Below are 12,881 nucleotides of genomic sequence, written 5' to 3'. Positions count from 1 at the left end.
GCCCCGCGCCTTATAATTTCGCACCTTTTCCGGATGCGGCGCCATGTCCCTGCAGCAACCCAAGGTCGGATTCGTGAGTCTGGGCTGCCCCAAGGCGCTGGTCGATTCCGAGCGTATCCTCACCCAGCTCAAGGTTGAAGGCTACGACCTGGTGCAGACCTACGACGATGCCGACGTGGTGGTAGTCAACACCTGCGGTTTCATCGACTCGGCGGTGGCCGAATCACTGGACACCATCGGCGAGGCGCTGGCGGAAAACGGCAAGGTCATCGTTACCGGCTGCCTCGGCAAGCGCGCCGAGTTGATCCGCGAGGCGCACCCGGATGTGCTGTCGATCAGCGGCCCGCAGGACTACCAGAGCGTGATGGACGCGGTGCACAAGGCGCTGCCGCCGCGGCACGATCCGTTCGTCGACCTGCTGCCCGACTACGGCCTGAAGCTGACCCCGAAGCACTACGCCTATCTGAAGATTTCCGAAGGCTGCAACCACCGCTGCACGTTCTGCATCATCCCGTCGATGCGCGGCGATCTGGTGTCGCGCCCGGTGGATGAGGTGCTGCGCGAAGCCGAGAAGCTGGTGCGCGGCGGGGTCAAGGAATTGCTGGTGGTCTCACAGGACACCAGCGCCTATGGCGTGGACGTGAAGTACGCGCCCAAGCTGTGGCGCACCGGGATGTACGAAACCCGGATGAAAGCGCTGTGTGAAGGTTTGTCGGAACTGGGCGTATGGACACGGCTGCATTACGTCTATCCGTATCCGCACGTCGATGACGTGATTCCGCTGATGGCGGACGGGAAGATTCTTCCTTACCTCGATATCCCGTTCCAGCACGCCAGCCCGCGTATCCTGAAATTGATGAAGCGCCCGGGTGCGGTGGACAAGACTCTGGAGCGCATCCACCGCTGGCGCGCCATCTGCCCTGAGCTGACGATTCGTTCCACCTTCATCGTCGGCTTCCCCGGCGAGACCGAGGACGAGTTCGAGCAGCTGCTGGATTTCCTCGACGAGGCCCAGCTCGATCGCGTCGGCGCGTTCGCCTATTCGCCGGTGACGGGCGCCAAAGCCAATGACTTGCCTGATCCGGTTCCTGAAGAGGTGAAGCAAGAGCGGCTTGCACGCTTCATGGAGCGGCAGGCGGAGATTTCAGCAGCCAAGCTGGAAGCCAAGGTCGGCAGCGTGCAGACCTGTCTGGTGGATGCGATCGACGGCGAGCTGGCGATTGCGCGTTCGATGGCGGATGCGCCGGAGATCGACGGGCTGGTGCAGATCCAGGACGGCCGCGACGCCGGTTTGCGCCCCGGCGAGTTCGTGCAGGTGCGGATCATGGGCAGCGATGAGCACGACCTGTACGGCGAGGTCGAGTACAACGACTGACGGGAGACGGGAGACGGGAGACGGGAGACGGGAGACGGGAGACGGGAGACGGGAGACGGTCAGTCGTGGTAGTGCACTGCCACGATCACGAAGCTGGCCTTGCCGCTCGGTAGCGTCGTTTCGAACTCGTCATCGATGCGTTTTTTCAGCATCGCCCGCGCCAAGGGTGCATCGATGCTGATCCAACCCCGCTTCGCATCGGTTTCGTCCGGGCCGACGATGCGGTAACGCACGCATTCGCCGGTCTCGGCATTTTCCAATTCGACATCGGCGCCGAAGTACACCGCTTGCGGATCGGACGGTGCGGTGTCCACCACTTTCAATACTTCCAGCCGCTTGCCGAGATAGCGCACGCGGCGGTCGATCTCGCCCAGCTGTTTCTTGCGGTAGGTGTATTCGGCATTTTCGGATCGATCGCCTTCGGCGGCGGCCGCCGCCAGCGCCTTCACCACCTCGGGCCGGCGTCGGCGCCAAAGCTCGTCCAGTTCGGCCTTCAGTCGGTCATGACCGGCGCGGGTGATCAGCGCCGTGCTTGTTTCGCCGGGTGGCCGCCAGCGGCTCACGTGCTTGAACCATCGGAGGGCAGCGTCCGAAGCGCGGCATCGAGGTCGACGATGCCGGCTTCGTTCCGGCAGGTCTCGCGGGTGGCCTGCAGCACGGCGCGGGCCTCGGTGGTGTCACCGAAGCGGACTTGCAACAGCTGCGCGGCGTGCAGGGCCCACTTCGGAGCCTGCGGATGGCGCGGGTCGGCGCGCAGGAGGGCGCGCAAGGCATCGACCACCAGCCGGAACTGGCCGAGTTCAAGCGCGCGGCGTACCAGGCCCGTGCCATGCTCGGGATCGAGGCGGGAAAACTGCGGATTGGTGTCCAGCGCATCCCGCAGCGCTCCCAAGGCCAATCGGTCCTGCCCGTTCTGCGCCAGCATCGCGATATAGCGGCCGGCGTGCGCGTCCAATGCCTCGGCCTCGCCGGCCTCGCGCAGCAGTTGCCGATAGCGTTCATGCACGACCGGTGCGACCGGGCGTTCGCCCAGTTCGTCGCGCAGCAAGGCAATCGCGCCGGGCAGGTCATCCTCTTCGATGCGGACTTCCACTCGATCCAGCAGCGCCTGATCGCGGTCGTGCGGAGTGGGCAGCGCGTCCGCGTGCCGGGACGGCGTGTAGCCCAACGCATCGTGGTACTGGTACATCGCCAGTCCCAGCAGGTGGAAGCTGACGAACAGGCCCCAGAAGAACACCGCGTCGATCACCAGCGATGCCAGGAAGCCGGGCAGGGTGGCCGCCAGCGAACGGCTGGCCAGCAGCACGGCGATCTGGATCAGCAGCAGCGCAGCCGCGACGACGAAATAAACCACACCGATGCGGCCGACCATGCGCAGGGCGTTGGCCGGATTGAGGGCGGTGAGCAGCCCGTCACCGGTGGCCAGCAGCGCCAACAGCGCGGGCTGGATACAGGTGAACAGCACCAGCATCAGCACGCCGACGGCAACGTAGCCGGCAACGAAAGTCAGCTTGACGGCAAGCGCCAGCGCCAGCAGGACGCCCAGCAGGCGCCAGACCGAACCGTTTTGCGCTTCGATCGATACCTCGGGCGGTTGGAGATCGCCGTTGGCCGTGCGCAGCAGGATCTCGAAAGCGTATTTGTAGCCAGCGAAGTAGATGATGATGGAGAAGATCCAGCCGGAATTCGGCAGCCATCCCAGCATGCCCAGAATGGTCAACAGCAGCAGCGTCGCCAGTGCGGCGGGGTGCAGTGGATACTTGGCGATCGCGCCGGAGCGTTGCCAGAAAGGCACCGGCGGCGAATGCATCGAAAGCGGCGCGCGTGGCATGGCGGGCGAGCCGATTCGGTGATCCTGGCCGCAGGCCGCGTGGACGCCGGGGGGGGTCAGCGTGCGCGGGTCAGCACGTCCGGCTGGACGTCGCGGGCCAGCGGGGTGCCGTCTTCGTCCAGACGCTGGAGCGTGTTGTTCGCGGCGACAGCCCAGACCAGGCTGCCGTCGTCGCGACGCACCGGGTCGAGGCGGAGCCGGGTGCCACCTTCTTCGGAGACCCAGTGCCCGTTGCTGCCGGGATTGGGTGCCGGGCGTTCGATGGTGTAGTTGCCGTCGGCGGAGAGCGTCAGGGTGGAATTGCCGCCGTCGCAGCCGGCGCAGGGGATCGAACCATGGTATTGACCGGCGAAGGTGGAGGGCGGCGGTTCCTTGGTCGGGGCATCGTTCGGATCGACGCGCAGCTGTGATGTCGGCGGTGCCTGGAGGGCGCTCAGATCGTCGCCGGCCTCACGCGCTTCCTGCAGCAGGGTGTCCTGCGAATTCGCCGGTTTTTTGCAGCCCGCAAGTGCCAGTGCCGTCAATCCAAGCGCTGCGATGAAGGAAAGCCTGCGCATCATGGGTGTTCCTCCTGAGAATCGGGTTCGGTGTTCAGCGCCTGCCGCCGAACAGGCTGCCAAGGATACCGCGGACGATCCGGCGGCCGACCTGGCTGCCGACCGTGCGTGCGGTCTGCTTGGCCATGGTCTCGACCATGCCCTGGCGGCGCTTGGTGCCGAACATGGCGTCCTTGACCGCATCGCCGAAGCCGTGTTCCGAGCCGGCAGCCTCATCGGCGCGGGTCTTGGCCGGCGGCGCCTGCGCCTGCTCGGCCTTGTCGGCGGCCTTCTTCGCCAGCATTTCCGCCGCCGAATCGCGGTCGACGCGGGTGTCGTATTTCGCGCCGACCGGGCTGCCGGCGCGCACCTGCGCGCGTTCGGCCTCGGTGATCGCGCCCATCCGGCAACGCGGCGGGGCGATCAGGGTCCTTTCCACCGGCATCGGGATGCCCTTGTCCTGCAAGGTCGAGACCAGTGCTTCACCGACCCCGAGCTGGCTGATGGTGGCGGCCACGTCCAGCGCCGGATTGGCGACGAAGGTTTCCGCGGCGGTCTTGACAGCCTTCTGGTCGCGCGGCGTGAAGGCGCGCAGGGCGTGCTGGACGCGGTTGCCGAGCTGGCCGAGGATCGCGTCGGGCACGTCGTCTGGAAACTGTGAGCAGAAATACACGCCGACGCCCTTGGATCGGATCAGTCGCACCACTTGTTCGATGCGCTGCTGCAGCGCCGCCGGCGCATCGTCGAACAGCAGGTGCGCCTCGTCGAACACGAAGACGAGCTTGGGTTTGTCCAGATCGCCCACTTCCGGCAGGGTCTCGAACAACTCCGACAGCAGCCACAGCAGGAAGCTGGAATACAGGCGCGGCTTCAGGATCAGCTGATCGGCGGCGAGGATGTTGACCACGCCGCGACCGTCGTAGGTGGTCCGCATCAGTTCGGCCAGTTCCAGTGCGGGCTCGCCGAAGAACTGGTCGGCGCCCTGCTGTTCCAGCTGCAGCAAGGCGCGCTGGATGGCGCCGATCGATTGCGCGCTGACCAGTCCGTAGGAGGTGGAAATATCCTTGCGTTCGTCGGCGATCAGGCCGAGCAGGGCGCGGAAGTCCTCGAGGTCGAGCAGCAGCAGGCCGCGATCGTCGGCCAGCTTGAACAGGATGTCGAGCACGCCGGACTGGGTGTCGTTCAGTTCGAGGATGCGCGCCAGCAGGGTCGGGCCGATTTCGCTGACCGTGGTCCGCACCGGATGCCCGGCCTTGCCCCACAGGTCCCAGAACACCACCGGCGCGGCCTCGTTCCTGTAATCGCTGACGCCGATGCGTTCGAGCCGCTGCTTGAGCTTGTCGCTGCTGGTGCCGGGCATGGCGAGGCCGGCGACGTCGCCCTTGACGTCGGCCATGAACACCGGCACGCCGATCCGGGAAAACCCTTCCGCCAGCGTCATCAGGGTGACGGTCTTGCCGGTGCCGGTTGCGCCTGCGACCAGGCCGTGGCGGTTGCCATAGGCGGGCAGCAGCACGACGCTGCCGCTGGTGTCGGTGGTGACGGCTTTTCCAACAAGGATGGGATCCATGTCCAGTGAGTGTTCCGTGCGCGGGATTCCGGATTCTATGCTGACTTGGTCGGCCTTGCCCTGATGTGCCCCGGCCAAGGTCTGGTGGCGGCCACGAGTTGGATGTGCGCAATCGATGAATGGGGACTCGTGCCGGCGGCGGGTTGCCCCGACGCGCGGCGGGCAGATACCCTGCCATTTCCCGTCGAACAGATTCAGGATGATGACGCCACGCATTTTCTGCGCTTCCCTGTTGCTTTCACTGCCGCTGCTGGCGGCGCTGGTTCCCTCCACGGCTCATGCGCTTTCGCGTCGCGACGAAGTCGCGGTCGCTGCATTGCAGCAACGCATGGATGCGGCGGAAAAGCACTACCGCGATGCGAAGATGATGGAGGACGAAGATGCTGGGGCCAAGGCCGCGCAGCAGGCGTTGGCCGAGATGCAGGGCGTGGTGGCCGATTGCGCCAAGCTGAAAGCCTGCAATGTGGCGGCGATGCTGGAAGCCTACGAGCGCCTGCTCAAGGCCAACGCCGAAGCCGACGCAGAGGCCACCGGCGAGGGTGAATTCGAGGATGATCCGATCGATGCTTCCGAGCTGGCCGGCACCGATGTCCCCGACCAAGCCAGCGCCAACGTGCTGCTCAGCGAGGAAGGGCGCCGGTTCGTGCGCATGGTCCAGTTCAACCCGGCGGTGCAGGCGGGCATCCGCCGCTGGTTGACCGACATGCGGCCATCACTGATGGACAGCTACGAGAACTATCGCTACATGCAGCACCTGATGTCGCCATCGTTCAAGCGCCGCGGGCTGCCCGAGGCGCTGCTGTTCGGGATCATGGCCAAGGAGTCCAATGGCAAGGTCCACGTCGGCTCGCGCGCTGGCGCGGTCGGGCCGCTGCAGTTCATGCCGGCCACGGGCCGCCGCTTCGGGTTGGGTGATGACGGCACCGGGTTCGACACGCGCTACGACCCGCGCGCGTCGGCGGATGCCGCGGCCGAATACCTATCCGAGCGCATGGCCCAGCTCAACAACAGCATCGAGCTGTCGCTGGCGGGCTACAACGGCGGCGAGGGCCGCGCGCTGCGGGTGTTCCAGGCCAGCGGCGGACGCAGCTTCTGGGATGCGGATGTCTACAACCAGTTCCCGGCCGAAACCAAGGATTACGTGCCGATGGTGATCGCCGCGGCCTGGCTGTTCCTGCACCCCAAGGACTACGGCATCCGCTGGCCGCGGGTGAGCGTGCGTCCGGCGACGGTGCAACTTTCGCGGCCGGCTTCGCTGTACGAATTGACGATCTGTCTGGGCAATTACGGTTCGCGCGATGGCTATCTGCGCGCCTTGCGCAATCTCAACCCGCGCTGGGCGCCGGCGACCACGCTTCCCGCCGGGACCACGCTCAACGCCACCACCCGCATCAATTGGCTGTATGCACTGCATTGCCGCAGCGGGCGCCGGGTCGAACTGGCGCGCGAGCTGGTCGCCAGCGACGTCAATGCCGCCATCGTGCAGGTCGGGGCGCCGGTGCCGGTCTCCGGTCAGGCCACGGATGCGGCATCTTCGCCTGCGGCGGCCCCTGCCGCGCCCGCCCGTCCGAAGACCTACAGAGTCAAACGCGGTGACAGCGTGCACGCCATCGCCAACAAGTTCCGCTGCAATCTCGCCGCCCTGGCGCGGGCCAACCGGCTGAAGGCGCCCAGATACACGATTCGGCCCGGGCAGACCCTGCTACTGAAGGGTTGCGAAGGATGAGTGATGCAACCACGCCGGGGCGCTGCCTGCGCTGCGGCGGTGAACTGGAGACGGGCTTCCTGCTCGACCGCGACGGCAGCAACCGCACCCGGCAGGCGCGCTGGGTCAGCGGAGCGCCGGACGATTCCTTCGCCAGCGGGCTGTGGAATCGGGGCGCCGCCCAGAACATCGTCACCGACACCCTGCCGGTCACCACTTGGCGCTGCCGCGACTGCGGCCGGCTGGAGTCGTTCGCCCACCCCGAGGGCTGAGGTTCAGCCCCGCAGTGCCAGCCGCTGGCCCAGCCGCACCGGGGTTTCCGCCGCCAAGCCCGGGTCGAGTGCCGCCACGCCCCTGGGCAGCAGGGTGATGACGGTACTGCCGTAGTTGAAGCGCGCCATTTCGGCGAAGCGCTCCAGAGTGATGCCCTTGTCGCGCCAGTCCTTGCGGCTGACGGCATCGCCATAGGCCGGGATTTCCACCCCGCTCCACACGGTTTCCACGCCCGAGACCAGCAGCGCGCCGACCATCACCTGCACCATCGGCCCGAAATCGGTATCGAAATGGCAGACCAGCCGTTCGTTGCGGGCGAACAGGCGCGGCACGCTGGCCACCGCATCGGTGCCGACCGAGAACAAGCGCCCCGGCACATGCACGGTTTCACGCAGGGTGCCGGTCCAGGGCATGTGCACGCGGTGGTAATCACGCGGCGACAGGTAGACGGTGGCAAACACGCCCTCCTGGAACGGTTCGGCATCGGCCACACTGCCCAGCAATTCGGCGGCGGTAAAACTCTGCCCCTTGGCCTGGAAAATGCGGCCATGCTCAATCGCCCCGCATTGGCTGATCCGGCCATCGGCCGGCATCAGCAGGGCATTCGGATCGGCGTCGGGCGTGCGTGCGTCGGGCCGCAGTGCGCGGGTGAAGAAGGCGTTGAAGGTCGGGTAAGCCGTGCGATCCGGCTGCGCGGCTTCCGACAGATCGACGCCGAACTTGCGGGCTACAGTGTCGATCAGCCACTGCTTGAGCACGCGGTTTTGTGAATACGCCAATCGCCGCGCCAGCGAGGACAGCAGGCGATGCGGAAGAACGTAGGTGAGGGCGGTCAATGCGTTCATGGGCTGGCCGGGGTCAACGTCGTGAGATCGTCGGCAAGACCCTTGATGTCGAACGGCGGCGTCACCACGCCGGCCATCCGTGCCTGCGGGTCCAGCAACACCAGCGCGGCCGAGTGGTCGATGCTGTAATCGTCGGCCGCGCCGCTGGGCCCGGGGACTTTCATGAACACCAAAGACAGCGCGCGCGCGAATTTTTCCAGCACCGGCACCGGCGCGGTGGCGGCCAGCGAATCGGGGTGGAAGCTGCGGGCGTACTGCGCGACCAACTCGGGCGTATCGCGTTCGGGATCGGCCGACACGAACAGCACCCGCGGCCGCGTGGCCGCCGGCAGCGCCGCCCATTGCTTCTGCGCGGCGGACAGCTGCGCCAGCGTGGTCGGACAGACATCGGGGCAGTGGGTGAAACCGAGGAAGACCACGGTCCAGTGGCCCTGCAGCGTTGCGGGCGTGAGCACCGCGCCGCCGGCCTGCTGCAGCTGGAATGCGGGCAGGGCGCGCGGTGAAGGCAGCAGGGTGATGGCCTGCGGCGCCGGCAGCGTTGGCACTGCGGGTGCACGCAGCAGGAAGCGGCCGGCAACCAGACCCAGCGCGCCGGCGCAAATCACGATCAACAAGATGATGGCAGTGCGTCTGGTCATGTGAAGCTGCGGAAACCGGGCCTGCGATGATACCCGGCAACCGCCGTTATACTGTGCAATCCACCGCGGATGCATGCGCCATGTCGCTGGAATTGCAGACCATCATCGATCTGATCCGCTACGGCGCCAGCCGCTTCAACGCGGCCGGGCTGACCTTCGGCCACGGCTACGACAACGCGCTGGACGAGGCCACCCAGCTCACCCTGCACGCCCTGCACCTGCCGCACGACCTGTCGCCGGTGTACGGCAATGCGCGCATCACCGAGGCGGAAAAGGAAGACGTGCTTGGCCTGTTTTTGCGCCGCATCGAAGAGCGCGTGCCGGCCGCCTACCTGACCGGCGAGGCCTGGTTCGCCGGCCTCAGCTTCAAGTCCGACCCGCGCGCGTTGGTGCCGCGCTCGCCGATCGCGGAAATGATCGAAGCCGGCTTCCAGCCTTGGCTCGGCGATCGCGAGGTGCGCCGTGCGCTCGACCTGTGCACCGGCTCCGGCTGTATTGCGATTGCGATGGCCCACTACAACCCGGATTGGCATGTCGATGGCGCCGACATCAGTGAGGATGCGCTGGCGCTGGCCCACGAGAACGAAGCCCGCCTGCTGGTGCGCAACGTCCGCTTCGTGCAATCGGATCTGTATTCCAACCTGCCCGGCGAGCGCTATGACCTGATCGTCAGCAACCCGCCCTACGTCACCAATGCCGAAACCGACGCCCTGCCGCGCGAATACGCGCATGAGCCGGAGCTTGGCCTGCGCGCCGGCGACGACGGCCTCGACATCGTGCTGAAGATCCTGCGCGACGCGCCCCTGCACCTGAGCGAAGACGGCCTGCTGATCTGCGAAGTGGGCGAGGCCGAACGCGCACTGGTGGCGCTGCTGCCGGAGCTGCCGATGGCCTGGGTGGAATTCAAGGTCGGGCAGATGGGCGTGTTCGTGGTCGAATGCGCCGACCTGATCGAACACCACACCCACATCGCCCGCATGGCCGATGCCCGCGCGGCGGCGGGGCAGGCGCACGGCGGGTTGTTCTGAGCGGCAGATTGTTCTGAAGGGACTACTGTTCTGAACGGCGTATTGTTCAGAACCGGTGTGCGCACGCACGCCAGGGTTTGCAAGCTGGAGGAAAACCTCATGCCGGCACACGAGAAAATCAATTACGTCGAATTCCCGTCGCGTGACTTGGCGGCCACCAAACGTTTCTTCACCGACGCATTCGGTTGGGCCTTCGTCGACTATGGACCGGACTACGTGGCCTTCTCCGACCAAGGTCTGGATGGTGGTTTCTTTCGTTCGGACCTGGCGGCCAGCACCAGGCAAGGCAGTGCCCTGATCGTGCTGTTCAGTGAGCGGCTGGAGGACACGCAGGCCAAGGTCGAGGCGGCGGGTGGGCGCGTGATCAAGCCGATCTTTGCTTTCCCGGGTGGCCGCCGCTTCCACTTCACCGAACCCGGTGGCAATGAATTCGCGGTGTGGGCGGAGCCGCTGGCCGAATGAAGGCCAGCCGCGGTCTGCCGGGATAACGGCAGAGGCCGGCTCAACGCAGCTCCTGCGACAGGTCGAACGCATCGATGCGGCGCCCCAGCACCGCAAGCACCAGTCGTAGTTCCACCACCAGCACGCCGGCGGCGCAAAGTGCCGCCAGCAGCAGTGCCGGGGTCAGGCCGACGATCCAGTTGGCCAGCAAATAGACCAGCCCCGCCAGCAGTGCCGCCGGCAACAGGGCCACGACCAGCGCCAGCAGGTAGCCGGCCATGAAGATCATCCGCTGGCCCATCACCTCGACCCCACGACCTGCACCCTTGTTCGGCGTGGTCCAGGCCGGGAAATACAGATTGCCGGCAAACGGAACGCACAGCATCAGCGCGCACAGTGGCGGCATCAGCAAGGCCATGCCCAGTGCGGCCACGATCATTCGGGTTGCCGGGAAGGCCGCGCTGCCGCCGGCCAGCACGAAGCACAGCGTGGCGATCCACAGCAGCCACAGCAAGACGGCGGTCATGACCACGGTTGGTGTCACCAACTCGCCCAGGGCGATCTGGCGCCCGCCCAGTGGCGCGGCCTTCTGGATATCGAGCGTTTGCAGCAAACGCTGCACGCTGCGTTGCATGAACATCGGCCCGAACAGCAGGCCCCAACCGGCGATCATCAGGAAGCCGCCGCCAAAGGCTAGCAGTACGGGCCGTCCCCACGCCTGCAAGGCTGTCCACTGGATGACGGCATAGGTAATCAAGCAGGCGGCAAGCCAGTTGCGCAGGCGGTACAGCGGCCCCATCGCCAGCAGGCCTTTCCACAGGAAAGCCATGACCGGAGCGCCGGTTGCATGCAAGGTGAAGGGGGCGCTTCGCGGTTTGCCTGGCGGGCGTTCGCGCAACTGCCCTTGCTGTCGTGCGGCGTGTCGCAAGGCCCGTTTGCGGGCATGTGCGATCGAGCCTTCCTCGAACGAAACTTGCGCTCGCAAGGCCCACAGGTAGTGCAGCACCAGCAGCCCGAGGGACGCCGGCAAGGCCCGCAGGAAACTGCCGGCATCAGTCGCGAAGATCGGCGCCACCGCCCATTGCAGCGGCAGCAGCAACCACGCCAGCGGAGTCTGCCCGACGATGCCCCGAATCCATGGATGCAGGCGGGCAATATCCGACCATCCCGACAGCGACGGCGGAACCAGCACATCACGGATCGGCCACAGGCTGGCCACCGCCAGTGCCAGGCCGGCTGCCAACACCAGCAGGCGACGTGGCCACAAGCCCAGACCCGCCAGCAGCAGGCGTTCGCGGGTGAAGGACGCGGCCATCAGGTGCAGCCGACCCATCGACAGCAGCAGCCACAGCCCTGTCGCGTATTGCAATGGATGGCCGTTCAGGGAACCCCCGCGCCGGAACACCAGGCCGAGCAGGAATGCGGAGAAGAAAATCAGCAACTGCGAGCGCAGCAGGTTGTACTGGATCAGCGCGGTGCGGGTCAGCGGCGCCGGGAACAGGAAGGCGATCTCGGTTTCGGAAAATCCCAATTCCACGCCATCGCCGGCGAACAGCCATTCCAGCCACAGGAACAGCAGCAAGACCAGCGCCACCACGATCGGCAGATCGGAGAGCAAGACCGCCGGCACATGCTGCATCACCTGCGATTGCGATTGCGCGCCCTGCAGCATGTGCCGGATCACGAAGGCGTACAGATAGGCCGCGCCCGCCAATGCGCCCAGCAGGTATTTTGGCTGGCGCAGGCGTTGCAGGCGTCGGCGCAGGTTGTTGGCCAGCGACGTCACCTGCAGATAGACGAAGGCCCCCGCCACCGCCGTGAATCGATTGCTGGCCGGTGCGCTCAAGCGTGCAGGTCCTCGGCCTCGCCGGTGGCACGGAAGAACACATCTTCGAGGCGGGTCGCGCCATCGGCCATGTAGCGTTCGCGCACCTCGGCCACCGAACCATCGGCCAGCTTGCGGCCTTCCTTCAGGATCAACAGGTGGGTGCAGACTTCCTCGACCAGATCCAGCAAGTGCGAGCTCAGGATGATCGCCACGCCATCGGCCGCCAGCTTGCGCATCGTGTTCTTCATCCGGCGGATGCCGTAAGGATCCAGCCCGGTCAGCGGCTCGTCCAGGATCACCGCGCGCGGTGCGTGCAGCAGGCCGCAGGCGATCGCCAGCTTCTGCTTCATCCCGCGCGACAGCTCCGACGGCAACAGCTTGCGCTTGTCGCCCATCTCCAGATCGTCAAGCAGCGGCTGCGCTCGCGCTTGCCAATCCGCGACCCCGTAGAGGCGGGCGACGAAGTTGAGGTGCTGCTCCACCGTGAGATGCTCGAACAGGCGTGGCTCGTCAGGGATGAAGGCCAACTGGCGCTTGGCAGCCACCGGATCGGCTGCGATGTCGACCCCGCCGATCCGCGCCTGCCCGCTGGTGGCGGGAATGATCCCCGCGAGGCAGCGCAAGGTGGTGGTCTTGCCGGCACCATTGGGCCCGACCAGCCCCATGATCTGGCCTGCCTCGACCTTGAATGAAAGCGATTCCACCGCGGTGAAATCACCATATCGCTTGCACAGGGCATCAACTTCGATCATGTCCGCAGCTTCTTGGGCGCAAGAGCCGAATTCTAGCGCGGACATGAGAAGGGCTTAGC

General features: G+C 66.2%; 13 protein-coding genes. 5 read left to right on the top strand and 8 right to left on the bottom strand.

The features are described from left to right. Nucleotides 1–43 precede the first annotated feature (43 nt). Complete coding sequence (gene rimO, locus M9902_RS10315; RefSeq protein ID WP_297173876.1) at nt 44–1,375, top strand: 30S ribosomal protein S12 methylthiotransferase RimO; 1,332 nt, start codon at nt 44–46, stop codon at nt 1,373–1,375. 59 nt (nt 1,376–1,434) lie between these two features. On the opposite strand, the gene greB is transcribed toward rimO, so the two are convergent. The 4 genes from greB to M9902_RS10295 all read right to left on the bottom strand — a co-directional run bounded on the left by greB (nt 1,435) and on the right by M9902_RS10295 (nt 5,312). Next, nucleotides 1,435–1,938, bottom strand: a complete 504-nt coding sequence (greB, locus tag M9902_RS10310) for a transcription elongation factor GreB (protein ID WP_297173873.1) — start codon at nt 1,936–1,938, stop codon at nt 1,435–1,437. Then, nucleotides 1,935–3,170 (bottom strand): hypothetical protein, encoded by a 1,236-nt coding sequence (locus tag M9902_RS10305; RefSeq protein ID WP_297173870.1) that lies wholly within the window; start codon nt 3,168–3,170, stop codon nt 1,935–1,937. The genes greB and M9902_RS10305 overlap by 4 nt, the downstream gene beginning before the upstream one ends. 92 nt (nt 3,171–3,262) lie before the next feature. Further along, nucleotides 3,263–3,766, bottom strand: coding sequence for a copper resistance protein NlpE N-terminal domain-containing protein (locus tag M9902_RS10300; protein WP_297173867.1), 504 nt, complete (start codon nt 3,764–3,766; stop codon nt 3,263–3,265). 31 nt (nt 3,767–3,797) lie between these two features. Beyond that, entirely contained in the window at nt 3,798–5,312 is a 1,515-nt protein-coding gene (locus tag M9902_RS10295; RefSeq protein ID WP_297222795.1) for a helicase HerA-like domain-containing protein, read from the bottom strand. A 202-nt stretch (nt 5,313–5,514) separates the two neighbouring features. Here M9902_RS10295 and M9902_RS10290 point away from each other — a divergent pair, with 202 nt between their 5' ends. Both M9902_RS10290 and M9902_RS10285 read left to right on the top strand, forming a co-directional pair. Then, the gene (locus tag M9902_RS10290; protein WP_297222793.1) at nt 5,515–7,038 is read left to right on the top strand and encodes a transglycosylase SLT domain-containing protein; all 1,524 of its coding nucleotides are present in this window, start codon (nt 5,515–5,517) and stop codon (nt 7,036–7,038) included. Next, the gene (locus tag M9902_RS10285) at nt 7,035–7,289 is read left to right on the top strand and encodes a PF20097 family protein (protein WP_297173857.1); all 255 of its coding nucleotides are present in this window, start codon (nt 7,035–7,037) and stop codon (nt 7,287–7,289) included. The genes M9902_RS10290 and M9902_RS10285 overlap by 4 nt, the downstream gene beginning before the upstream one ends. Before the next feature lie 3 nt (nt 7,290–7,292). On the opposite strand, the gene asd is transcribed toward M9902_RS10285, so the two are convergent. Beyond that, nucleotides 7,293–8,135 (bottom strand): archaetidylserine decarboxylase, encoded by an 843-nt coding sequence (asd, locus tag M9902_RS10280; RefSeq protein ID WP_297222791.1) that lies wholly within the window; start codon nt 8,133–8,135, stop codon nt 7,293–7,295. Further along, nucleotides 8,132–8,773, bottom strand: a complete 642-nt coding sequence (locus M9902_RS10275; RefSeq protein ID WP_297173849.1) for an SCO family protein — start codon at nt 8,771–8,773, stop codon at nt 8,132–8,134. Before M9902_RS10275 ends, asd begins: the two co-directional genes overlap by 4 nt. Before the next feature lie 80 nt (nt 8,774–8,853). Between M9902_RS10275 and prmB the strand changes: the two genes are divergently transcribed. Continuing rightward, entirely contained in the window at nt 8,854–9,801 is a 948-nt protein-coding gene (gene prmB, locus M9902_RS10270; protein ID WP_297173847.1) for a 50S ribosomal protein L3 N(5)-glutamine methyltransferase, read from the top strand. A gap of 99 nt (nt 9,802–9,900) precedes the next feature. Further along, a complete protein-coding gene (locus M9902_RS10265) occupies nt 9,901–10,263 on the top strand; it encodes a VOC family protein (protein WP_297173844.1) in 363 nt (120 codons plus the stop codon). Nucleotides 10,264–10,303: 40 nt separating this feature from the next. Here M9902_RS10265 and M9902_RS10260 read toward each other — a convergent pair whose 3' ends face one another. Both M9902_RS10260 and M9902_RS10255 read right to left on the bottom strand, forming a co-directional pair. After that, the gene (locus M9902_RS10260; protein WP_297173842.1) at nt 10,304–12,088 is read right to left on the bottom strand and encodes a putative ABC exporter domain-containing protein; all 1,785 of its coding nucleotides are present in this window, start codon (nt 12,086–12,088) and stop codon (nt 10,304–10,306) included. Then, the gene (locus M9902_RS10255) at nt 12,085–12,822 is read right to left on the bottom strand and encodes an ABC transporter ATP-binding protein (RefSeq protein ID WP_297173839.1); all 738 of its coding nucleotides are present in this window, start codon (nt 12,820–12,822) and stop codon (nt 12,085–12,087) included. Before M9902_RS10255 ends, M9902_RS10260 begins: the two co-directional genes overlap by 4 nt. Between the last annotated feature and the right edge of the window lie 59 nt (nt 12,823–12,881).

Origin of the sequence: Thermomonas sp., assembly GCF_023953935.1 — a bacterium.
GTDB lineage: Bacteria > Pseudomonadota > Gammaproteobacteria > Xanthomonadales > Xanthomonadaceae > Thermomonas.
The sequence above is the reverse complement of the archived record's forward strand: the minus strand, read 5'-3'. Positions and strand labels throughout refer to the sequence as shown.

Excerpts from the sequence above, each read along its gene's own strand:
- rimO (WP_297173876.1), top strand. The coding sequence starts at position 44 with ATGTCCCTGCAGCAACCCAAGGTCGGATTCGTGAGTCTGGGCTGCCCC.
- M9902_RS10300 (WP_297173867.1), bottom strand. The coding sequence starts at position 3,766 with ATGATGCGCAGGCTTTCCTTCATCGCAGCGCTTGGATTGACGGCACTG.
- M9902_RS10295 (WP_297222795.1), bottom strand. The coding sequence starts at position 5,312 with ATGGATCCCATCCTTGTTGGAAAAGCCGTCACCACCGACACCAGCGGC.
- M9902_RS10290 (WP_297222793.1), top strand. The coding sequence starts at position 5,515 with ATGACGCCACGCATTTTCTGCGCTTCCCTGTTGCTTTCACTGCCGCTG.
- M9902_RS10285 (WP_297173857.1), top strand. The coding sequence starts at position 7,035 with ATGAGTGATGCAACCACGCCGGGGCGCTGCCTGCGCTGCGGCGGTGAA.
- asd (WP_297222791.1), bottom strand. The coding sequence starts at position 8,135 with ATGAACGCATTGACCGCCCTCACCTACGTTCTTCCGCATCGCCTGCTG.
- M9902_RS10275 (WP_297173849.1), bottom strand. The coding sequence starts at position 8,773 with ATGACCAGACGCACTGCCATCATCTTGTTGATCGTGATTTGCGCCGGC.
- prmB (WP_297173847.1), top strand. The coding sequence starts at position 8,854 with ATGTCGCTGGAATTGCAGACCATCATCGATCTGATCCGCTACGGCGCC.
- M9902_RS10265 (WP_297173844.1), top strand. The coding sequence starts at position 9,901 with ATGCCGGCACACGAGAAAATCAATTACGTCGAATTCCCGTCGCGTGAC.
- M9902_RS10255 (WP_297173839.1), bottom strand. The coding sequence starts at position 12,822 with ATGATCGAAGTTGATGCCCTGTGCAAGCGATATGGTGATTTCACCGCG.